The organism is Leptolyngbya sp. AN10 (assembly GCF_050565645.1).
Classification (GTDB): domain Bacteria; phylum Cyanobacteriota; class Cyanobacteriia; order Leptolyngbyales; family Leptolyngbyaceae; genus Leptolyngbya.
Map to the genome: position 1 here is coordinate 1 of NZ_JBNXVP010000059.1, position 19,799 is coordinate 19,799.

The following is a 19,799-nucleotide window of genomic DNA, read 5'->3' on the forward strand; positions in this document are numbered from 1 at the left end:
GCAGATTCAAGCCCTCATTCGGTACTTCAATTGCACAATGGCAAAGCTGTTCAACTGGAAGTTCCAAGGCTTTGAACCGAAACCCCACTAAGCTGCTGCTTTATTTTCGCCGAACTGCACTAGGTATCTCATCTGCCGCAACCTTTCTTCAATTTGGTATCACAACTGTTCTCAAACTCTAGAGGGCGCACTAATTTTTTAAGTCAACTATTGTTTAGCAGGCAACGTACCAATGCCTTTCTCAACAAAGTAGCGATTCAAGAAAGTCGTTGCAAAGGACAGCACGACTGGACCCAAAATAAACGCCAGGAATCCATGCACAACGAATCCTGGAACAAACAGCGAAGCCAACCAGAAACACAGACCGTTCACAACCAGCGAGAACAATCCCAAAGTCAGAAAATTAATCGGCAAAGACAACACAGAAAGTACAGGCTTCACCGAACCATTGACCAATCCGACCGAGACAGCCGCGATCAATGCAGCGGGAAAAGAAGCGATCGTCACTCCAGGAATTGCCAGATCAACCACCAGAAGACCGAGTGCGGTTGTCAGAGTTGTAATCAAAAAACTTAGCATAACGATTTCTCCATTGTTAATTGGTTAGACAGAATCAGCAGACTGGTTGAGCTTTTCATCGTGCTTCGAGACTGCCCAGAGCGCGTGAATAATGCCAGGAACCCAACCTAACAACGTGAGCGCAATACTAACAATCAACGTGAAGCTAAACCCATAAGTAAAGAACACTGCAACGGGCGGCAGTAAAATCGCGAGAAGGTATCGAAAAAGTTGCATAACATTAACCTCATTGGTGAATAAAACAGTCCTTAGCGTTTTGAAATTGCAGCAGTCAGCAGTTCCTTCACTTGTTGCCGGATTTGCTGTTCCTTGCGGGCAACGATCGTTCCTTGATCTGCAACTCTCAGTTCAATCTCAGCTTGCTTCTGCTCAACGGGAGTCATTCCAACCGTTTCCGCATTTGTTTTGGTGTTGTTGTACCAGGTTTGGAACAATCCGAAGCGTTGTTTGAACGTGGTATAGCGATCGCCATATCGATCGACTAACTTCGCATCCAGAATCTTCACTTGAGCGATCAATCGATTCAGCAGCGATGATTCGGAAGACTCAGAATCGTTGAAAGATTGAGCGATCGAGGAAACACTTTGACTAGCAGTTAATTTGATCTCAGTCGCGCCCTCTTTCAGTTCAGTCAGGGTTTGGGTCGCTGCACTTTGAAGAATTTCGCGGATGCGACTGGTTCGGGTTCCGCCTTCTGCTTTCATCGATTGCAGATCCGTCTTGAGGCGGTCTTTGAGAGAATTAGACATTGTTCACCTTCAGATAAACAGTGGACGATCGATTGTTTAGTAAGCAGTAGCATCTGTTGTTTTTGCTTTCCGCTGCTTCAATTGCTCACCCAGAATTTGAGAGGCTTCAGCAACAAGAATACTCACGACCACACCATCATCAATCCAACCCAGAACCGGAATCATGTCAGTAACAAAATCAATTGGACTCACCAAATAGAGTAAGCTTCCGACAATTACAATCCAGCGATATTTCGAGTTCCGTAACAGTGTGCGATACCAGTTGTAGAGGGGCTGACCGATGAACTTTTTCATTGAGGTGCGCTTTCAATCGACAAGATTATCTTCGCAAATCTGGAAAGCGCTGTCTGGTGTGGGAAACCCCTGAAAGAGTGCGGTTCTACGATGCTGATCCACTGAACCGAACTATCTCCGGATCGGTTCTCTACCCAAGATGTACGGCAGCAAAACTTGATCGATATTTGCACCTACTGTGCTAAATTCCGCTGTGCATCTTTCATACCAAACACTCGTCGAACAATCGGCTTCATCACTCCAGGTACGACATGAAACATTGCTGTCCAGAAGTTTGCTGTGCCTACTAAAACGTCTCTCTTTCGATGCTCGATCGCGTTCCGTAAGGTTTGAGCGACAAACTCCGGTGTTTCCAATACTGGACTATGAAATGCTTTGTACATGAATTCAAATCGATTCTTAGCATCTTCACCCCGGAACAATGCCCGTTCATAAAGCTCCGTCCGAATAAAGCTCGGATAGATGCCACAGACGTGAATTCCTTTCGGCTCTAATTCCGATCGCAGAGATTTCGTCAAACCTGTTAATGCGTGTTTGCTTGTCGTGTACGGCACTTGATAAGGAATTGGATCAAGCCCACCGATCGAGACAACATTGACGATCGTGCCCGCTTTACGCTCCAGAAAATGAGGCAGCAACGCATGAATCGTATGAATATAGCCCCAAAGATTTGTATCAACGATCGTATGCCAATCTTCTAAAGAAGCATCTTCAACAGGTCCCATGTAGTAAACTGCCGCGTTATTTACTAACAGATCGATTTGACCCACTTGAGCGATCGCGCTTTTCACAATCTGATCAATCTGTTTCGGATCTCTTACATCTGCTTGCATCACAAATGCTTTCTGTCCCAAATCTCGCACTTCATTTGCCGCTGCTTCAAGCCGCTCTAGTTCACGCGCCACCAGAACAATATCGTAACCATGCTTTGCAAGTTCTAGAACGGTTGCTTTACCGATTCCCTGTGATGCGCCAGTAATCAGAGCAGTTTTAGCCATTTGAGCGTCTTCTCAGCAGTTCGGTGCTATCTTAATAAATTAGTTTCCCCGAATGCTTGTATCGCTCGGATGACTTGAATTCTCTCATCAGATAGAGCTATTTCTAGTATGCAATATCATTCTCTCGGCGAAAGTGATCTCAAAGTTTCTGAAATCTGTCTAGGAACAATGACTTTCGGACAGCAGAATACGATCGAGGAAGCGCATCAACAACTCGATTATGCGATCGCTCAAGGCGTAAATTTCATTGATACCGCCGAGATGTATCCAGTCCCACCACGCGCTGAGACGTATGGATTCACAGAAGCTTACATCGGTGAATGGTTAAAGCATCAACAGCGCGATCGATTAATTGTTGCAACGAAAATCATTGGAGCAGGACGCGGCTTCAAATGGGTTCGGAGCGGGGTGAACAAAGTCGATCGACAAAACATTCTGCAAGCTGTGGATGATAGTCTAAAACGACTGCAAACCGATTACATTGATCTGTACCAAATTCACTGGTCAGACCGTTATGTGCCGATTTTCGGGCAAACCGTATTTGATCCAAAACAAGAGCGAGAAACAATTCCGATCGCTGAACAATTAGAAGTCTTTGCCGAAGTAATCAAAGCTGGAAAGATTCGTTATCTAGGAGTAAGCAACGAAACGCCTTGGGGCATTACTACTTTTAGCTATCTCGCCAAACAATTAGCATTACCTAAAATCATCACTGTTCAAAATGCTTACAATCTCTTGAATCGTGTGTTTGATTCCGCTTTAGCAGAAGCTTGCTATCGAGAAAAAGTTAGCTTACTCGCTTACAGTCCGCTAGGATTCGGATTGTTATCAGGAAAATATTTACAAGGTGATCCGGGTGAAACTCGAATTACAAAGTTCGATCGCTTTGCTCAACGTTATCTCAAACCAAGAGTGAATGAGGCAGTTACAGCTTATGCGGAAGTCGCTCAGCGGTTTAATCTGAGTCCGGCTCAACTTGCGATCGCATTTGTCAGAAGTCGCTGGTTTGTGGGTAGTACAATCATTGGCGCGACCACATTAGGACAACTCAAAGAGAATTTGGAGTGTGTAAACGTAGAACTCACACCAGAGATTCTTAAAGCGATCGACGAAGTTTACACGCAGTATCCAAATCCTGCACCTTAGTTCCACTGAGACGCGATCGCTTGAATTGTACTAAAGGGAACTTGTGCAAAATACTGTCGATAGAACTGTTCTTCACGCACAGCCGTTAGAAATTGTTCGATCGCAATGTTCGCTCTATCTGAATTGGCATCGCTCATCGTAATTTTGAAACAATGATTCTCATAAGTCACATGAAATCCAAACTGTTCCAAGGCTTGAATTCCAGCTTTCAAAGCGACATTACCGATTTGTAACCGATCGTAGAATTGCTGTCGAGTAGCAGTCTTTCCAGTCCGACTCAAGTATTTTGCAATGCCGACCAAGGTTTGCCAGATTTCAACTGCTGGAATTAGAGTTGGTTGAGAATATGAGATCGCTAAAGGTAACTGTTGATTGATTGCTCGTCTAAACCAAGTTTGAAACTCGATCCAACTTGCGGGAGCGGTTTTAAGCTCGATTGCTTTTTCTTCTGTTCTCTGTGTTCTCCAGTCTAATAACCATTGCAGATTTGCACTCACAGTCACTTCATCACAAGCGCGAACTGCAACTAATCGAACTTCGTACCGTTTGTGATAGGTATTGTTCTCAAGTTCAACGATCGCATCACATCGCCCTGTCGGAAGCTCATAAGCATAATGTCCCCACCAAACCCCGTGAAATCCCTTCTCAACGGTTTCATCCCAAATTGTAAACGGTGTGCGAATGTATTCCACCTTACGTCCACGCAGATCTTGAAGCTTCATATTTCGTCCTGCTTGGAACCAACAATTTTGGATCAATAACTTCGGAATTGGATTGCCCATTCCGCAAGGTTCGATCAATCGAAGCTCTTTGTAGAGTTCTAATCCGAGTTCGTCGATAGTCACACAAAGATCAGCTTGAATCGTTGGAGCGGGCGGATCACTTTGTTGTAGTAAGCGCTGATTAATCGCTTGAGCAAATAATGGGAGATTGTCGATCGCTAAACTCAGTCCCGCTGCAAATGGATGTCCTCCAAACCGATGCAACAGATGTTCCTGATCTTTGACTAATTGATAGAGGTCAATTTGATTGGTCGATCGTGCTGATCCTTTCGCATATTCACCATCAATGGTTAATAAAATTGTCGGCTTCCCATACTCCTGAGCAATCTGACCCGCGACTAATCCCAATACGCCGCCGCTCCATTGTTCATCCCACAACACAATCACACCTGTTGTAGAGAGATCAATCTGAGCTAATTTTGCTTTTGCTTGCTGTAAGACATCTTTTTGCAAGGCTTTTCGACGAGTGTTTGCCAGTTCTGTTTCGTCTGCAAGTTCTCGGCAGCGTTGTACATCCTGACTCGTTAGCAGTTCCACACAAAAATGAGCATCGCCCTGAATTCGGCTCACTGCATTGATTCGAGGACCCAAGCCAAATGAAATATCAGTTGGTCGATCGCCCGATCGCTTACACAGTTCCAACAATCTTGTAATGCCCGGACGAGTCGCTTCTTTAGTGGATTGTTTCTGTAGTTGCTCAATTCCTTTCTGAGCTAGATAGCGACAGTCCCCTTTTAGCTCAACTAAATCAGCAATCAATCCGATCGCAACTAAATCAAGTAAATGCCCGATCGGCTTTTCGGGAATGTCCGGTAATGCTTCATACAAGGCTTCTACAAGCTTATAAGCAACTGCAACTCCAGAGAGTGAAGCGAAAGGATGATTCTTTTCTAACGATCGAGGATTGACGATCGCAATGACAGGCGGGCGCGATTCTGGCAGCGTATGATGATCCGTCACAATCACATCAATTCCCAGACTTTGCGCGTACTGAATTTCTGCTAAGTTCGTACTGCCCGTGTCACAAGTCACAATCACTTGAACGTGTCTGAGTTGATCAATTCCAGTTTTCGACAGTCCATGAGATTCAGTAAACCGATTCGGAATGTAGTAGAACAACTTCTCATTCTGCGTAAAGAACTGTCCCAAACCATCCCAAAGCACAGCCGTTGAAGTCACCCCATCCGCATCAAAATCGCCCCAAATCGCGATCGCTTCCTTTCGCTCGATCGCTTGCCTCAATCGCCGTACCGCCCACTGCATTTCCTGACCGAACTCGATCGCACTCGTCGGCTGATAGTTCGCTGCGAATAAATAGCCCGCTAACTGTTCAATCTCTCGAATTCCCCGGTGCCACAACAATCGAGGCAAATACCGCCCTTCAATTCCAGCAAGTTGCTTGACTGCTTGAATAAAAGTTGCCGGAACATCAGAATCAGCATGAATTTGCCATTGTGCGATCGGGTCAGCCATAACTTAGAAAAACATCAGTACATAGATATTACAGCTATCGAGGAAGAATCTCATCCAGACGAAGCTGCAATCGAGGAAAAGTTGGCGAGACAATCGGTTCACCGAGTCGATACCGGGTCTGAATGTAATCTTCACCGCTCAGTGTGCAAATCGTAATCGTGGGCTGTTTAGGTCTACCAATAAACGCAATGCCACCAAACCCGCGATAGTCAACAATCCAATATTCAGGAATACCGAGCAGAGCGTATTCTTCTACTTTACGAGCGTAATCTGTTTCCCAATTCGTGCTGACGACTTCGACGGCAAGTTTAATCGATCGACCTAATGTAATGACGGGTTCCTGTTCCCATAAAGGCTCATTCACTAGCACCGTTTCATCGAGAACCACAATATCCGGGCGACGCGCAGTAATTTCATCCGAGAAGGGGCGAATCAAACAAGTTCGAGGAATAAACCAAGGTCGCTGATCTGCGAGAATCGCTGCTCCGAGAAACGTTGCCAGCTTGCCGCCTACAGTTTCATGCGGTCCAGTAGGTTCCATATCGATCAATTCTCCATCGGCAAGCTCGTAACGCGGATTGTCGCGATATTCAGCCAAAAACGCTTCAAACGTCAGAACTTTTCTAGGCGTATAAGTCATAGTGGCACTTCCTGAATTTCTGCAAACGAGAGTTCAACAGGTTCTAGCGCTTGAGTCGATCGATAACACCGAATTGCGTAACTACACTCCAAACATTCTGAAGCCGTTTCGGGAAGTTGCGGAAAAAACTCGCCGCGTGTCTCATATCGATCGAGCCATTCACTAAACTGATTTAGCGATCGAGCCAACATTTGCCGAGTTTCCTCATGCTGTTTCGCACTGTAAGGCAGCTTCAAGCTCTGAGCCATTTCCCCATTCGCTTGGAAAAACCAATACGTCATCGAAATCTGTTCAGGCAAATAATCGCTCGTTTCTGCCAATACAAACGGATATAACCGAGACTGCCAACTCTGGGACAAATCGGTTTTCGAGGGCTTCGGGTACGTTTTCCAATCGAGAATCTGCGCCTCTCGCTCGGTCAGAATCAACAAATCATAAATAACAGTCAAAATATGTCCTTGAAATTCCAACATTCGCAAATGTTCGCTTTCTCGGAACATTGGATCGTGAATTTTGAGAATTTGCGGTGCGGCTCCAATAAAAGCATGAAACCATTGTCTCAGTTGCGGATCTTCTTGCAGAAAAGGCTCGATCGGTAAACCCATTTCCCACTGCTGCATCAAAGAGTGAAACCGACTCCCCGCCAAAAGTCGCTCTTGTTGCTCTGGAGAATTCGGTGATCCCAACTGCTCTAAATAAGTGTGCTGAAATTTTCGCGGACACAGTTCTAATAAATTGAGATGACCTTGGGAAAGTCGCATCAGGGTTACTCTTTGGTTAAAACGAATACACTGCCCTCATTCCCACGACCGATCCGCAAATCCTCATCGAGATACGTAATATCGAGCCAACCCTGCTGATCCCGGTTCTCGATACTAAAGTCGATCGCAGTAAACTTCTTACCGGATTCTAGCTGGTGAATAAAGTGAGCGGGGGACTGGTACTCGATTAATCGCTGCAATCCAAGAATCGATCGCTCAAATTTCACATCAACTCGCTTTTCTGAAACCGGACGAAATCTCGCTGCCACCGAAACGATCCCCTCTAAAAACGGCAGTCCTGACACTTCCGCAATATTGTATATTTTCGCTTCCGGTGCGCGAATAGACTGATAAACCTGTCCCAATTTCAGAAAAGGAAATTGATCAATCCCAAGAATTCCGCGACTCGTCGTATAAAGTAGCCGCCAATCGCCATCCAACAGACTCAACGCCTCGATCGGTCTTGGAGTCGGATTGCGATCCTCAAGTTGTGCGATCGCTGCCAGAATCCCCTGTTTCTGAGCCTCATTCGCCAGCAATCCGCGATTTTTTCCAGCAATCACTTCAAGTAAAGCCGCTTTCCCGATCATGATGCTATCCCAGCGTAGATAGAGATCAATCCTAACGGCTCTCCTCCACTCTGTTTCAGGTAAAAAAACATTCTTTATTGAAATTTGGGAATGATTTGCTTGACAATTTCGGGAATCCGTGGAAAATGCTTGAATCCAAATCAAATAGACCGATCTGAAAAATTGCTTCCATTCGAGCAAAAAACATCTTGCAAATGTGCCCCCAGGTGGTACACTTCGGGTGTTTCGGTCGATCTACTATATAGAGTGGATACTTCTATTGCTGGAGTTAGAAACGCTTAATGACTTACAATCCCTCCTTACGTCAAGAAACTCGAAACCAACGTGCAGCGGTCATTCCCATGCAGCAGGAGTCTTCGATTCTCGACTGGCTCGAAAGCTCAGGTCGTCTCCTCGCTCGTGATAATGCAGATTTCGATTACCTCGATGATGAGGAAGAAATTAACGAACTGATGGAAAACGACGGCGGTACGTTTGATACCGACGATGATGACGATAGCGATCTCGGTTTAGACGACGAATAGACAATGCGGGGCTAGAGCAATCTAGTCCCTAATGATCCGGTGTGGTGTAAATGTGCGGAGTGAAGTGAATTCTTGTGGACGCGAAACTTTTTACAGGGCGAGCCTTGAATTTTTCAGGAACCAGACTGTTCCTTTTATTAGCGATCGGAGTCACGATCGCTTCGATCGGTCTCGATCATTTTAGCGGTCGGGTTTGGAGCCAGAGTGCATCGCTGACTTTCCCCTTATGGATGAGCGGACTTGCGACAGCGGGTGTCGGCTATTGGGCAGTTCCCTTTCTCAGAGCGTTGAAAGCGGGACAGATTATTCGCGAAGACGGTCCCCAATCACATCTAAAGAAAGCAGGAACTCCGACGATGGGAGGTGCATTCTTTGTTCCCGTTGCAGTCGCGATCGCGCTTTATCTATCTAATTTCGATGCCAATGTAATCGCGGTTTCTGCGCTGACTCTTTCGTATGCAGGAATCGGTTTTATCGACGATTGGCAAATTATTCGTCGCAAGTCGAACAAAGGCATTTCTCCCAAAACCAAGATGGGACTGCAAATCTCTTTTGCAGTTGCCTTCTGTCTCTGGTTGATGGTAACGAATTCGAGCTTGACGACGATCGATCTTCCGTTCGGTCTGATGTTGCCTTTAGGAGCGGTGTTCTGGGTTCTAGCTTGCTTTGTTCTCGTAGCAGAAAGTAACGCAACTAACTTAACCGATGGCATGGATGGATTAGCTGGAGGAACGGTTGCGATCGCGCTTCTCGGTCTCGGTGCGCTCATCTTCCCTGAACATCCCGATCTTGGTATCTTCTGCTCTGCTCTGAGCGGGGGTTGCCTCGGATTCTTGGTTCACAATCGCAACCCAGCGAAAGTGTTTATGGGCGATACCGGATCGCTGGCACTCGGAGGCGCACTCGCAGCAGTTGGATTACTCACCAATTCATTGTTTGCGCTCTTGATTCTCAGTGGTCTATTCTTCCTCGAAACGTTATCAGTGATTGCTCAAGTAACTTATTACAAAGCCACGAAAGACGCGAATGGGGTTGGTAAGCGCCTATTCAGGATGTCGCCCTTCCACAATCATTTGGAATTGACAGGTTGGACAGAAACGCAAGTTGTCGGCTGGTTTTACGCGATCGCGGCTCTCCTTGCAAGTTTCAGCTTCGTAATTCACTAGACTCCTTCACTTCCGCATAAAAATATGCGATCGAGTCACAAAAGTCTGTTATGATGTGACTCGTCACTCTGGAGAGATGGCTGAGTGGTCGAAAGCGGCAGATTGCTAATCTGTTGTACGGTCTTGAACCGTACCGAGGGTTCGAATCCCTCTCTCTCCGTTCTAAACTAGGTCAATACCCTTTCATCCTGCCTCATCATTTCTGGGCATGAGAGGCATACAGCCATGAGAATCAAAGCTCTTCGTTTGACTAATTTTCGCGGTTTCAAAGATTTTCATCTTGAATTTCCAAAATCTAATATCGCTGTTTTTATCGGAGAGAACGGTTCTGGAAAGTCTTCTCTCCTGAACAGTATGAGCCTTTGCCTAAACGTATTCGTCAACGAACTCACTCAGCAAAAAACCACTAAATCGTTATTCACGGCTGATGATATTCATAAAGCAGCAACAAATTACACCATTGCTTTAACCATCGCTCAGGAAGCAGAAGCAGAAGAGTTAGAAATCTCTTGGAAACGTCCGAGTCACGGTAATATTTTTCAATCTGCTCATCTTCTTAATGCACTACAAAGTCAGCTAAAAGACGAACCAAGCTCATCGATTCCAGTCATGGCAGACTATCCTGCGAATCGGTTGATCTATAACTCTGACTCTAAAGCGAGATTAAAATCTAAAAATTACGATTTTAGCCAGTTCTACGCTTATCAAAATGCGTTTCATAAAGAATTAATTCACTACGAAGACTTTGTAACTTGGTTCAGGCTTGAGGAAGATTTAGAGAACGAAATTATTTCTAGAGAAAATCGTAACTATGTCAGTTCAAACCTAAAGACTATTAGAACGGCACTGGAAATTTTTCTGAGTCAGCTTAACGCGACCCACTTCTCAAATTTGCGCGTTGTTCGAGAAAGACAGGATGCAAATCTTGGTCTCCGAGGCAGTATGAGCAGTTCGTTAGAAATTAGCAAAGACGGAATTGCACTAAAAATTGAGCAGCTTTCAGAGGGCGAAAGAGCGATCGTTCTAATCGTTTGCGACATTGCTCGCCGATTGACGATCGCGAATCCCGCTCTAGATGATCCCAAAACCGGACATGGGATCGTTCTGATTGATGAAATTGACAACCATCTCCATCCTCAATGGCAGCGCCAAATTCTCCCAGCTTTAACGCATACGTTTCCAAACTGCCAATTCATTACCACAACTCATTCCCCTCAAGTGCTCAGTAATCTAAAGCCAGAAGAGATTTTTGTCTTGGACAACGGCAAAATTTCTAACAATATTGCTTACTCTTACGGCAGAGACAGCAATTCCATTCTTTACGAATTTATGGGAGTCGAAAAGCGTCCTGAATGGATGCGCCAACAACTCGATCGCACATTTCATCTGATTGACGCAGGAAATATTGAGGGAGCGAAGACCGCGATCGCAGAACTTCAGAAATCACTCGGACAGAATGATCCTGACATTGTAAAAGCGAATACCTTGCTTCAGTTTTTATACGAGTAGCGATGCGATATGTCAAAAAGAATCGAGAACCCTCTTCGCTCACTCAATATCGAAAGACAGCTGATCCAAAATCTGAAACGATATTTGATGACTATCCAGACAAAGAAACACTGCGTCAATCTTTGTTGAAGGAGCAAGGCTACCTCTGTTGTTATTGCTTACGAAGAGTCACAGGACAACTCAATTATCTCACCGGAAAACCTAATACTCGAATAGAACATTGGGCACCTCAGAGTCTCTACAACGGTAAACGAGACGGACAACCTGATCTACGCCTCAATTACCGCAACTTACTTGCAGCTTGCAGTGGGAATGAAAACAGCGAATCAAAGGACTATCACTGTGATGTGCTGAAGGGCAATCAAGAGATTACGCTCGATCCCACTCAGAAGAACTGTGAAACCAAGGTGTATTACAGTTCCTCCGGAGAAATTCGCTCAAGCGATGCTCAAATTCAACAGGAGTTTGGCACCGTTGATTCACGTGGAATTCTCAATCTCAATTCTCAGACCTTCCGGGAAAATCGCAGTGCAGCACTGATGGCAACAATCGAGAAACTTAGACAACAAGCGCCCACTGGAACTTGGTCAAAGGCACTGATCGAAAAAGCTATTCAGAAGGTCAGTCAACGAGATCGTGATAATGCTCATCTTGAATACTTCCCATATATTGTTTTTCATCTCCAGAAGCGACTTGGAGCTAAGATCCCGTAATCTTATTGCTTAAGATTGTATTGATCACAAGTGCGTTCTCTGCTGACCCAACGGATATGATTAGTTCAATTTTGATGGAACTCTCCGAATGATTGTTTGTCCAAATTGCAATCATCCCAATCCCGATAGTGCAGTTCAGTGTGAAGCTTGTTACACACCCCTGCCGTCTACGATCGCGTGTCCCAATTGCGGTTCATCTGTTCAATCTGATGCCAGTTTTTGCGGGCAATGTGGCTTTAATTTGAAATCTGTGAGTGCTCCTATGCTGTCAACTCCTGAATCTTCGCTACCTGATTCGCAACAACTCCCCGATCCGGTTGTGCCTGATCCTTTAATCGAGCCTGATCCGATCGTGCTTCCGACCCAAGCTGAAGCGACTCCTGCTCCCAAGCAGAATTCGATGACGCAGATTCAGCAATCCTTTGCACGATTATTGAATTTGCAAACGAGTACCGAAATTGAAATTCCGCCAGGATTGCTCGTGATTCATATTGGCAAACCCAACGATCGTATTCCTCCAGATATTGATGTGTCTGGCTTCCCGAATTCCGAAGTCGTTTCGCGGATTCATGCCGATATTCGCATTGAGGGAGACGCTTACTACATTGAGGATGTGGGTAGCTCGAATGGCACTTACATCAACAATTCACCGCTTCCAATGGGCAATCGGCATCGACTGAGAGCAGGCGATCGTATCTCACTCGGAAAAGGTGATAAAGTCTCGTTTTTGTTCCAGATTTAATACGATCGCGGGTCAAGCGCTGATACCCAATTGATCACAAATCCTGCGGCAAATGCGATCGTGGCAACGGTACTCAGAATCATCATCAGTCCCGCTGGCATGAATTTGCGGGTTACTCGCCAGCGGAAACTGAAGAAAATTGCCAATGTAATCGCAATCAGGGCAGCAAAAAGTAAAGCTCCGATTCGATTTCCCAGAGTTGTCGAAGTCACATAAGCCGCAAATAGAAGGGCGACACCGCTACTTAATCCCACCAAGAGCGAATCGCGGCTTCTAGCTTTTGTGTAACCGATGATGCCACCGATCGCGATCAATGCTCCGTACACTGCAATCAGGACTGTCCAAATCATAAGATTTACCAGTTACGCCAACCGCCTTTTGAAGAGTCATTCGATCGAGCCGCGACCAATGTTTGATACTCTTGCGAACTTGCCCATCGATCGATTTCTCGCGCTCTTAACACTGGAACGGGATGCGACAACTGAGCCGTCTGAAGCTGTTTAAGCATTTCACCCATTTCAGTCTTGCTGATGTCATCGTAAGCGCGGGCTTGAGCGATAAACGCATCTAGGCTCAATTGTTTTGCTAACGTTGGTGATCCGCCTGTAAGTTTCATCATCACAGACATGGTGATTCGGGGATCTTGAGTTGCCAAGAGAGCAGCGCGATCGCAGGTAAATTCGGCACAGCGAACCCAGTTCATAATTTGAGCTTGTAAGCCTTGAGTGATTACTCCGCCGATTGGAAAGGGAAGCTGTCCCGCTGCAAGAACGAGCACATTCGCCAGCGTAAGATAAACACTGTGATCACATTTGAGATGTCCCAATTCGTGAGCAATCACCGCTTGGATTTCTTCGGGTGTGAGCAATTCGATCAGCGAAGTGTGCATCACGACAAATGGCTGTCGTCCACGCATCGCAAACGTATAAGCATTGGGAACAGGATGCTGACGAACATAGAGTTGAGGAGCTTCGAGATCCAGAATTCTCGCGGCTTCAACTAATAATTTGTGGAGATCGGGAAGCTGCTGTTCGCTAACCAGAATACTAGAGGCGATGTTTTCTAAATAGAAAAATTGTTCAGCAACCGGACCCAAGAGGGTTCGGATTGCCAAATCTAATCCAGGTAGTTGTCTTAAGGCGTTGGTTGCTTCCAAATCCAACGGGTGGCGGAATTGGTCGGCTTTTAGCCCAATGAGTGCTGACTTTGTAAAAGACATAAATCGTACAGTCTATTGCAGATCCTCAGTATAACGAGTTGCGAGGAAGCTTATGAGTTTAGACACGCCCCGATCGTTGCGACAACCGATCGTCCTAATGCGTCCAAGTCATAGCCCCCTTCTAATCCAAAGACAGTCCGCCGCGTCACACTCAAACAATATTCGGTGAACAATCGGTAATCCTCTGGATTTAGTAAAATTCCTGCTAATGGATCAGCCGCATTTGCATCATATCCAGCACTCACAATCAATAAATCGGGCTGAAATTCGCTGAGAAAGGGGATAACTTTCTGCTCAAATAAGGGTTGATAATCTTCGATCGTACTTCCAGGAGCCATTGGCAAGTTCAAAACATTTTCATAGAAGCCTCTTTCCCCAGGATGACCTGTACGCGGATATTGTGGCGATTCGTGTAGCGAACAAAACCGAATTTTCGGATTCGTCTCTACAATTGCCTGTGTCCCATTCCCGTGATGCACATCCCAATCGAGAATACAGACGCGATCGAGTCCTTTTTCTAACGCATAGTAAGCCGCGATCGCTGCATTGCTAAATAGACAAAATCCCATTCCTTCATCCGCAAGGGCATGATGTCCCGGTGGACGAGCCATGACAAAATTTGGTTCACCGGATGCGATCGCGCAATCGACTCCATCGATCCAAGCATTCACCGCTAACAGTGCCACTTCATAACTACGCGGAGAGATAACCGTTTCGCCATCAATGAACCCACCCCCGCGATTGGCTATCAGTCGAACTTGATTGATGTAAGCTCGATCGTGAATGGCTTCGACTAAAGGTAAGGGCGATCGCGTTTCGACTGGAGTTGGAAGTCGCCAGTCTAGTTGATTTGCCCAAGGTGCGGATTTAAGGGCAGATTTGATTGCAGTGAGTCTTTCTGACTTTTCGGGATGAAAATCGCCTGTATCATGCAGCAGAAATTCATCGGAGTAGATCACCGGGAACATAGGCGCGATCGAAAAAAGAGCAAGATTTTAATATAGCAAGCCCTTCTCAAATCGCAATACAGCCCGATCGTTCAGCGAGTTCAATCTCTAGTTTGTTGTCGGTTCGATGCAGGTTTGCCTTTCCATAAACGAGTTCTAGATCCTTGGTGATATCGATCGACACTTTCGCTGGAGCTGTCCCCACATTCACCGCAACAACGATCGATTGATCCCCTAAAGTTCGAGAGAAAACATACGTGGTTCCCTCAGCATAAAGAACCTTGTAATCGCCCGTTCTCAAAGCGGGATAAGCATGGCGAATTTTGACTAATTGACGATGACATTCATAGATTTCGTAATCCCAATTCGCTTCAAGCGGAAATCCTCGTCTTGAATCTGGATCGATCGCTCCTGGCAATCCTACTTCATCTCCATAGTAAATACTGGGCGCACCGGGAAAGGTCATCAGCAACAAGGTACACAGTTCAATGCTCGGACGATCACTTCCTGCGATCGTCATCAATCGCGCTGTGTCATGACTCGCTAACAGATTCAATTGTGTAAGTTGAATTTCCCAAGGATACAGTTCGATTAATTCCTGCATCTTTCGAGCATATTCACCTGCAAACATCGGCGGATACGGTTGATAGTCGCGGCTCTGAACTTGATCAAGCACTACTCGATCGCCTGCTGCAAATGCGATCGTCGGTCCTGCAAACAGATAATTCATTACGCCATCAAACTGAGTGCCATCAAGCCATTGACGGGAATCTCCCCAGACTTCCCCAACAATGTAGGCTTCGGGATTGAGAGCTTTTACGCGATCGCGAAATTCCTGCCAAAATCCAGGCGTTGTCACCTCGAACGGAACATCTAATCGCCAACCATCAATCCCAAACTTGATCCAATACTCTGCGATTTCCATAATGTACTCTCGCACTTCAGGATTATCGTGATTGAACACAGGTAGAGCGCGATTATCTGCCCATCCTTCATAGCCTGCGGGAAATTCGCCCGTATAGGGATGCAGCGGAAAGCTGTGAATCTTAAACCAATCTAACCAGGGTGAGCTTCCGCCATTTTCTAGCACGTCATGAAAGAAGAAAAACCCTCGACTGGAGTGATTAAACACACCATCTAGCACAACCTTGATCCCTCGTTCATGAGCCGCTTCGAGCAAATCCCGAAACGCCTCATTGCCACCTAACATCGGATCAACTTGATAATAATCGTGCGTGTGATAGCGGTGATTGCTCGCAGATTGAAAGATCGGCGTAAAGTAAATCGCATTCACGCCCAAATCTTGGATATAGTCCAACTTTTCCATCACACCCCAGAGATCGCCACCTTTGTATCCGTGTAGTGTTGGGGTCGCCTCCCAATCCTCCCAGCGCATCGACTTGAGGAGTTTCTTATGAGGCTGTTTTGCACGAGCGAACCGATCGGGAAAAATCTGATAAAAAACGGCGTGTTTTACCCAATCTGGCGTTTGAATCTGCATAGAAATTGAGAAATCACATCACCTAGAAGGGTACTAATCCCTACGTCGATCGCTCTCTAACTCTCGATAGAAGTTTGGAAAAGATCAAAACGGTAGTGTATAATACAGATATGAACGTTCATCCTTGATATGTGTCGAGGACGGAAGTAAGGAGATTTCCTGAAGGAACGCGCCTCATTATCTCACTTCATTTTGATTTTCCGAGGCGACTATGAGACTGATTTACCGTGGTGTCGAATACGACTACGACCCGACTCAAGGCACACGCGACGACCACTTTTCCCGATTCCGTGAGCCGATCACTCTGACCTACCGTGGCAACCGCTATCAACTCGATCCGAATCGTCCTGTTCGATCGACAGTTGCACAACAGCCGCGTGAATTGATTTATCGTGGCAACCGCTATTGGATGGGCTATCCCGATGGCAAGCCGACATTGACTCCGACAACGAGCAAACCAAGACAGGCTGTAAACTTGACTGCTACTCATCGCGAGAACTTACAGCGGAATTTGCAGCGTCGGATTGAAAGTGCTCGTCAGAAAGGCGATAACGCACTCTTGGCACTCCTTGAGGCTGAGCGTCGTCATCTCGTCTAAGAGGGTGTTTGAGAAGTAATCGTTGATCGCATTCACCCGCCCGGAAATGAATCTCCGGGCTAATCGTGGGAAGCCCACTTAACTGGGCTAAGAACTCCGAATTGCGCTCCCAGCCCGCTTCAGCGGGGTTTCTTCCATTAGCCCGGAGATTCATTTCCGGGCGGACTGTCAACGCAGCAAAGCCGCTTTTTATACTTTTCAAACACCCTCTAAGTCTATTTACATTACTCTTCACGCCTGGGAGTCTCATTGAGACCCCCTTTTTTTAATCTAAAACTGCTTACTCGCTGACAACCTGTGCAGTCAGCGGTGAAGTATACACAACTAGCCCTGGAATCTCTCGACCGTTAACGTGCCGCGTGTACAACTTAGAACCTTTGATAGTGTACTGCTGCGAAATCTCTTCTAAAGCGACCAGTAATGAATCAGGGGCTAGATTGCCTAATGCTAATCTCGGCTGCACATAGAGAACTCGATCAACATGCAGCGGCTTGATCAAATAATGCGACTGTTGTGGACTGCTCATTGCATTTTGAGGCGCGATGAGATTGATGCCAAGGAACAGAAGGCAACCGAGTAACACGGTAATCACAGGAGCAAATCGCTGAATTTTCATCATTCTTGTCCGTTAGAGTTTGCTGAGATAAAACAATCAAGCTTTTGTAGATGATGTCGCTCTAGACATCATTGGTTCGTCGTGCCTGATATCGCTGAAGCTTTGATTTATACGATCGATAATGATGTCATCTGTTCACAAACCTTAATCAGTATATTAAGAAAAGTAAAGTATCTTGTCATACTTTCTCTCCAAAGACAGAGATTTCAGAAAGGTTTAGTGAGGATTTCGTAACAAAATGAATCGCGGAATTCTACGTAAATTTCCGATTTATGAGGCTTTCTGCTTATCAATGCTGCTCTCTCTAAGGGCAGAGCGATGAGCCTAGACCTCTGTTGACCTGAGAATTCATGAGTTAGCTTCATAATATTTAATGCTATACTTTAAGTATCTTAATACTTCACCCAATCATATTGCGGAACTTTAATCATGGCGACCTCTCCTCTGGTAACGGCAATTCTGAAGCCGACTGTTACGCCTAACTTCTGGTCACAAACCGCTTGGGCAGTTTTACGAGCCGTTTTGGGCATCATGATGATTCACAACGGACTCGACAAATTTGCTGACATCGAAAGCTTTGCTCACGGCTACGTAGAAGTCATTGGTCTGCCGTTCCCGATCTTCTTCAGCTATCTCGCTGCATTGACTGAAACCACCGCTGCACCCTTATTGGCGATCGGCTTTTTGACTCGCCCCGCTGCATTTGGATTGTTCGGCACGATGTGTGTCGCGATGTACCATCACATCCTGGTTGCTGGTTTGAATCTGCCTTATCTAGAACTATCCGCTATCTATGCGGCTTCCTTCCTTCTCTTCACCGTGAACGGAGCAGGATTGTTCTCGACTGATGCTTTGATTGCAAATTGGCTGGATGCAGGTGCATTATCGTCTCAGGCAAAACAATTGATGCGATTGGAGAAGGCGTACCAAGCTCCTAGCGTTGAAAAGCAGGCGACCGCAGCAAAGTCATAGTTGCGTTGCTTAGATCATTAAGAAGTGGAGACAGTCTTATAGGTTGTCTCCATTTTTTTATTGGAATGGAAAGCTTAACGATTTGAAGCAGTCGATAACTCCGATCGCTCAATCATTTTCTCTAATTCCAGTTTCATCTCTGCTGCTGTCGTTGTCGTTGTTCCAAATCGTCTCACAACAATACTGGCAGCCAAATTTCCTAAAACCACAGCTTCCCAAACCGTTGCACCCGCAATCAGCCCCAAGGTCAAAGCTGCCACAACAGTGTCCCCTGCTCCCGTCACATCAAAGACTTTGGTTCGATTAAATGCAGGAATATGCTGCTCATTGCCAAAGCGATCGAACAATGTCATCCCCTGTTCGCCACGAGTAATCAGAATGTATTGAGCATGAGTAATCCGCAGCAAATCCTGTCCTGCTCTTGATAGCGATTCAGCATCATTGATTGAGTACCCGACTGCCAATTCTGCTTCAGGTAAGTTCGGTGTAAAAATCATTGCATCCTGGTAGCGCGGAATTTGCTTCTGAGAATCCACGATCGTTCTCGGATGTTCTAATGCAGCTTCAATGACAGGTTGCGTTAAGGTTCCATCCCCATAATCGGAACAGACGATCGCATCGACTTGATCAATCTGATCGCGAATGTAAGCGGCTAACTGTTGCTGAAGTTCCAATGCAGGAAGCGCATTCGATTTACGATCGATTCTCACAATCTGCTGTGTTACTGACTGGCGGGAATGTCCAGAGATTCGAGTCTTAGTTACAGTCGGTCGATCGACATCCCAAACAATGCCATTCGTATCAATTCCTGCGGCATCAAACAATCGTGCCAGTGCTTCTCCTTGAATGTCTTTTCCAAGCAATCCCACCGCTTTTACGTTTGCGCCTAACCTTGCAAAGTTATAGATCGCATTCGCTCCACCACCAGGAATTTGTTGAGTTTCCTCATGGCGCAGGATTAAGACTGGAGCTTCACGCGAGACTCGTTCCACCTCACCATTCAGAAACTCATCTAAGGTTAAATCACCAACGACTAGCACAGTCGCTTCAGAAAAACGATCGATGAGTTCAAACAAGCGATCGCGATTCGATCGCAATAATTCTATTCCGTCCGTCATAGTTCAAACATATAGGAATTTGCGTTCTATTATGTCGGAGCTAAAAAATTTCAGAATGCCGCTTAAGACAGATGAAGCGTCTCTGTTCCTACTCAGAAAGGTCTGTAAGCGTCATTGTCCTGCGATAGATGTTTAGTGAGCGGAAGTTAATTGAATGGAGAG

The 19,799-nt window shown here is 45.8% G+C and carries 23 protein-coding genes, 1 tRNA gene and 1 riboswitch; of the genes, 9 read left to right on the forward strand and 15 right to left on the reverse strand.

Features of this window, described 5'->3' with window-relative positions:
• Positions 1 to 207: 207 nt before the first annotated feature.
• The 5 genes from ACQ4M5_RS38170 to ACQ4M5_RS38190 form a co-directional block, all read right to left on the reverse strand.
• Entirely contained in the window at positions 208 to 579 is a 372-nt protein-coding gene (locus tag ACQ4M5_RS38170) for a phage holin family protein (RefSeq protein ID WP_068386036.1), read from the reverse strand.
• A 24-nt stretch (positions 580 to 603) separates the two neighbouring features.
• Positions 604 to 795: a YqaE/Pmp3 family membrane protein gene (locus ACQ4M5_RS38175; RefSeq protein ID WP_430681018.1), complete on the reverse strand. Its 192-nt coding sequence runs from the start codon at positions 793 to 795 to the stop codon at positions 604 to 606.
• A gap of 32 nt (positions 796 to 827) precedes the next feature.
• On the reverse strand, positions 828 to 1,328 hold the full coding sequence (locus ACQ4M5_RS38180) for a hypothetical protein (protein ID WP_430681019.1): 501 nt from the start codon (positions 1,326 to 1,328) through the stop codon (positions 828 to 830).
• A gap of 36 nt (positions 1,329 to 1,364) precedes the next feature.
• Positions 1,365 to 1,622 carry a YkvA family protein gene (locus tag ACQ4M5_RS38185; protein WP_430681020.1) on the reverse strand — a complete coding sequence of 86 codons (258 nt, stop codon included), beginning with the start codon at positions 1,620 to 1,622 and terminating at the stop codon, positions 1,365 to 1,367.
• A gap of 173 nt (positions 1,623 to 1,795) precedes the next feature.
• Positions 1,796 to 2,620 carry an SDR family NAD(P)-dependent oxidoreductase gene (locus tag ACQ4M5_RS38190; protein WP_430681021.1) on the reverse strand — a complete coding sequence of 275 codons (825 nt, stop codon included), beginning with the start codon at positions 2,618 to 2,620 and terminating at the stop codon, positions 1,796 to 1,798.
• A 108-nt stretch (positions 2,621 to 2,728) separates the two neighbouring features.
• On the opposite strand from ACQ4M5_RS38190, the gene ACQ4M5_RS38195 reads away from it, so the two are divergent.
• Entirely contained in the window at positions 2,729 to 3,766 is a 1,038-nt protein-coding gene (locus tag ACQ4M5_RS38195) for an aldo/keto reductase (RefSeq protein ID WP_430681022.1), read from the forward strand.
• Here ACQ4M5_RS38195 and recJ read toward each other — a convergent pair.
• Genes recJ through ACQ4M5_RS38215 form a run of 4 tightly spaced genes read right to left on the reverse strand, consistent with a single transcriptional unit; the run spans position 3,763 to position 8,012 of the window.
• The gene (gene recJ / locus ACQ4M5_RS38200; RefSeq protein WP_430681023.1) at positions 3,763 to 6,021 is read right to left on the reverse strand and encodes a single-stranded-DNA-specific exonuclease RecJ; all 2,259 of its coding nucleotides are present in this window, start codon (positions 6,019 to 6,021) and stop codon (positions 3,763 to 3,765) included. The genes ACQ4M5_RS38195 and recJ overlap by 4 nt on opposite strands.
• A 34-nt stretch (positions 6,022 to 6,055) precedes the next feature.
• Entirely contained in the window at positions 6,056 to 6,661 is a 606-nt protein-coding gene (locus tag ACQ4M5_RS38205) for a Uma2 family endonuclease (protein ID WP_430681024.1), read from the reverse strand.
• On the reverse strand, positions 6,658 to 7,422 hold the full coding sequence (locus tag ACQ4M5_RS38210) for a PD-(D/E)XK nuclease family protein (protein ID WP_430681025.1): 765 nt from the start codon (positions 7,420 to 7,422) through the stop codon (positions 6,658 to 6,660). The genes ACQ4M5_RS38205 and ACQ4M5_RS38210 overlap by 4 nt, the downstream gene beginning before the upstream one ends.
• Before the next feature lie 5 nt (positions 7,423 to 7,427).
• Positions 7,428 to 8,012, reverse strand: a complete 585-nt coding sequence (locus ACQ4M5_RS38215) for a PAP/fibrillin family protein (protein WP_430681026.1) — start codon at positions 8,010 to 8,012, stop codon at positions 7,428 to 7,430.
• A gap of 281 nt (positions 8,013 to 8,293) precedes the next feature.
• Between ACQ4M5_RS38215 and ACQ4M5_RS38220 the strand changes: the two genes are divergently transcribed.
• From ACQ4M5_RS38220 to ACQ4M5_RS38245, 6 genes are all read left to right on the forward strand, one after another.
• The gene (locus ACQ4M5_RS38220) at positions 8,294 to 8,536 is read left to right on the forward strand and encodes a DUF3134 domain-containing protein (protein ID WP_430681027.1); all 243 of its coding nucleotides are present in this window, start codon (positions 8,294 to 8,296) and stop codon (positions 8,534 to 8,536) included.
• A gap of 74 nt (positions 8,537 to 8,610) precedes the next feature.
• Entirely contained in the window at positions 8,611 to 9,702 is a 1,092-nt protein-coding gene (gene mraY, locus ACQ4M5_RS38225; RefSeq protein WP_430681028.1) for a phospho-N-acetylmuramoyl-pentapeptide-transferase, read from the forward strand.
• 70 nt (positions 9,703 to 9,772) lie between these two features.
• Positions 9,773 to 9,862, forward strand: a tRNA-Ser gene (locus ACQ4M5_RS38230).
• A 65-nt stretch (positions 9,863 to 9,927) separates the two neighbouring features.
• Positions 9,928 to 11,211 carry an AAA family ATPase gene (locus ACQ4M5_RS38235; protein WP_430681029.1) on the forward strand — a complete coding sequence of 428 codons (1,284 nt, stop codon included), beginning with the start codon at positions 9,928 to 9,930 and terminating at the stop codon, positions 11,209 to 11,211.
• 2 nt (positions 11,212 to 11,213) lie between these two features.
• Positions 11,214 to 11,924, forward strand: a complete 711-nt coding sequence (locus ACQ4M5_RS38240; RefSeq protein ID WP_430681030.1) for a retron system putative HNH endonuclease — start codon at positions 11,214 to 11,216, stop codon at positions 11,922 to 11,924.
• Positions 11,925 to 12,012: 88 nt separating this feature from the next.
• On the forward strand, positions 12,013 to 12,666 hold the full coding sequence (locus ACQ4M5_RS38245; protein ID WP_430681031.1) for an FHA domain-containing protein: 654 nt from the start codon (positions 12,013 to 12,015) through the stop codon (positions 12,664 to 12,666).
• Here the strand turns inward: ACQ4M5_RS38245 and ACQ4M5_RS38250 are convergent.
• From ACQ4M5_RS38250 to ACQ4M5_RS38265, 4 genes are read right to left on the reverse strand one after another with little or no spacing between them, the layout of a single operon-like run.
• Positions 12,663 to 13,016 carry a TMEM14 family protein gene (locus tag ACQ4M5_RS38250; protein ID WP_430681032.1) on the reverse strand — a complete coding sequence of 118 codons (354 nt, stop codon included), beginning with the start codon at positions 13,014 to 13,016 and terminating at the stop codon, positions 12,663 to 12,665. The two genes, ACQ4M5_RS38245 and ACQ4M5_RS38250, sit on opposite strands and share 4 nt — an antisense overlap.
• 5 nt (positions 13,017 to 13,021) lie before the next feature.
• Positions 13,022 to 13,885 carry a M48 family metallopeptidase gene (locus ACQ4M5_RS38255; protein ID WP_430681033.1) on the reverse strand — a complete coding sequence of 288 codons (864 nt, stop codon included), beginning with the start codon at positions 13,883 to 13,885 and terminating at the stop codon, positions 13,022 to 13,024.
• Between the two features lie 50 nt (positions 13,886 to 13,935).
• On the reverse strand, positions 13,936 to 14,853 hold the full coding sequence (locus ACQ4M5_RS38260) for a histone deacetylase family protein (RefSeq protein ID WP_430681034.1): 918 nt from the start codon (positions 14,851 to 14,853) through the stop codon (positions 13,936 to 13,938).
• Positions 14,854 to 14,899: 46 nt separating this feature from the next.
• Positions 14,900 to 16,333: a glycoside hydrolase family 13 protein gene (locus ACQ4M5_RS38265; RefSeq protein WP_430681035.1), complete on the reverse strand. Its 1,434-nt coding sequence runs from the start codon at positions 16,331 to 16,333 to the stop codon at positions 14,900 to 14,902.
• A gap of 113 nt (positions 16,334 to 16,446) precedes the next feature.
• A riboswitch (Glutamine riboswitch) is annotated at positions 16,447 to 16,507 on the forward strand.
• Between the two features lie 37 nt (positions 16,508 to 16,544).
• Here ACQ4M5_RS38265 and pirA point away from each other — a divergent pair.
• The gene (gene pirA / locus ACQ4M5_RS38270) at positions 16,545 to 16,931 is read left to right on the forward strand and encodes an arginine synthesis PII-interacting regulator PirA (protein ID WP_430681036.1); all 387 of its coding nucleotides are present in this window, start codon (positions 16,545 to 16,547) and stop codon (positions 16,929 to 16,931) included.
• A 280-nt stretch (positions 16,932 to 17,211) separates the two neighbouring features.
• Here the strand turns inward: pirA and ACQ4M5_RS38275 are convergent, their stop codons facing one another.
• The gene (locus ACQ4M5_RS38275) at positions 17,212 to 17,550 is read right to left on the reverse strand and encodes a hypothetical protein (protein WP_430681037.1); all 339 of its coding nucleotides are present in this window, start codon (positions 17,548 to 17,550) and stop codon (positions 17,212 to 17,214) included.
• Between the two features lie 426 nt (positions 17,551 to 17,976).
• Here ACQ4M5_RS38275 and ACQ4M5_RS38280 point away from each other — a divergent pair, with 426 nt between their 5' ends.
• Positions 17,977 to 18,519, forward strand: a complete 543-nt coding sequence (locus tag ACQ4M5_RS38280) for a DoxX family protein (RefSeq protein WP_430681038.1) — start codon at positions 17,977 to 17,979, stop codon at positions 18,517 to 18,519.
• A 74-nt stretch (positions 18,520 to 18,593) separates the two neighbouring features.
• Here ACQ4M5_RS38280 and ACQ4M5_RS38285 read toward each other — a convergent pair whose 3' ends face one another.
• Positions 18,594 to 19,637 carry a bifunctional heptose 7-phosphate kinase/heptose 1-phosphate adenyltransferase gene (locus ACQ4M5_RS38285; RefSeq protein WP_430681039.1) on the reverse strand — a complete coding sequence of 348 codons (1,044 nt, stop codon included), beginning with the start codon at positions 19,635 to 19,637 and terminating at the stop codon, positions 18,594 to 18,596.
• Positions 19,638 to 19,799 lie beyond the last annotated feature (162 nt).

Coding starts and splice junctions, on each gene's coding strand:
- ACQ4M5_RS38170 (WP_068386036.1), bottom strand. CDS start 579: ATGCTAAGTTTTTTGATTACAACTCTGACAACCGCACTCGGTCTTCTG.
- ACQ4M5_RS38175 (WP_430681018.1), bottom strand. CDS start 795: ATGCAACTTTTTCGATACCTTCTCGCGATTTTACTGCCGCCCGTTGCA.
- ACQ4M5_RS38180 (WP_430681019.1), bottom strand. CDS start 1,328: ATGTCTAATTCTCTCAAAGACCGCCTCAAGACGGATCTGCAATCGATG.
- ACQ4M5_RS38185 (WP_430681020.1), bottom strand. CDS start 1,622: ATGAAAAAGTTCATCGGTCAGCCCCTCTACAACTGGTATCGCACACTG.
- ACQ4M5_RS38190 (WP_430681021.1), bottom strand. CDS start 2,620: ATGGCTAAAACTGCTCTGATTACTGGCGCATCACAGGGAATCGGTAAA.
- ACQ4M5_RS38195 (WP_430681022.1), top strand. CDS start 2,729: ATGCAATATCATTCTCTCGGCGAAAGTGATCTCAAAGTTTCTGAAATC.
- recJ (WP_430681023.1), bottom strand. CDS start 6,021: ATGGCTGACCCGATCGCACAATGGCAAATTCATGCTGATTCTGATGTT.
- ACQ4M5_RS38205 (WP_430681024.1), bottom strand. CDS start 6,661: ATGACTTATACGCCTAGAAAAGTTCTGACGTTTGAAGCGTTTTTGGCT.
- ACQ4M5_RS38210 (WP_430681025.1), bottom strand. CDS start 7,422: ATGCGACTTTCCCAAGGTCATCTCAATTTATTAGAACTGTGTCCGCGA.
- ACQ4M5_RS38215 (WP_430681026.1), bottom strand. CDS start 8,012: ATGATCGGGAAAGCGGCTTTACTTGAAGTGATTGCTGGAAAAAATCGC.
- ACQ4M5_RS38220 (WP_430681027.1), top strand. CDS start 8,294: ATGACTTACAATCCCTCCTTACGTCAAGAAACTCGAAACCAACGTGCA.
- ACQ4M5_RS38235 (WP_430681029.1), top strand. CDS start 9,928: ATGAGAATCAAAGCTCTTCGTTTGACTAATTTTCGCGGTTTCAAAGAT.
- ACQ4M5_RS38240 (WP_430681030.1), top strand. CDS start 11,214: ATGCGATATGTCAAAAAGAATCGAGAACCCTCTTCGCTCACTCAATAT.
- ACQ4M5_RS38245 (WP_430681031.1), top strand. CDS start 12,013: ATGATTGTTTGTCCAAATTGCAATCATCCCAATCCCGATAGTGCAGTT.
- ACQ4M5_RS38250 (WP_430681032.1), bottom strand. CDS start 13,016: ATGATTTGGACAGTCCTGATTGCAGTGTACGGAGCATTGATCGCGATC.
- ACQ4M5_RS38255 (WP_430681033.1), bottom strand. CDS start 13,885: ATGTCTTTTACAAAGTCAGCACTCATTGGGCTAAAAGCCGACCAATTC.
- ACQ4M5_RS38260 (WP_430681034.1), bottom strand. CDS start 14,853: ATGTTCCCGGTGATCTACTCCGATGAATTTCTGCTGCATGATACAGGC.
- ACQ4M5_RS38265 (WP_430681035.1), bottom strand. CDS start 16,333: ATGCAGATTCAAACGCCAGATTGGGTAAAACACGCCGTTTTTTATCAG.
- pirA (WP_430681036.1), top strand. CDS start 16,545: ATGAGACTGATTTACCGTGGTGTCGAATACGACTACGACCCGACTCAA.
- ACQ4M5_RS38275 (WP_430681037.1), bottom strand. CDS start 17,550: ATGATGAAAATTCAGCGATTTGCTCCTGTGATTACCGTGTTACTCGGT.
- ACQ4M5_RS38280 (WP_430681038.1), top strand. CDS start 17,977: ATGGCGACCTCTCCTCTGGTAACGGCAATTCTGAAGCCGACTGTTACG.
- ACQ4M5_RS38285 (WP_430681039.1), bottom strand. CDS start 19,637: ATGACGGACGGAATAGAATTATTGCGATCGAATCGCGATCGCTTGTTT.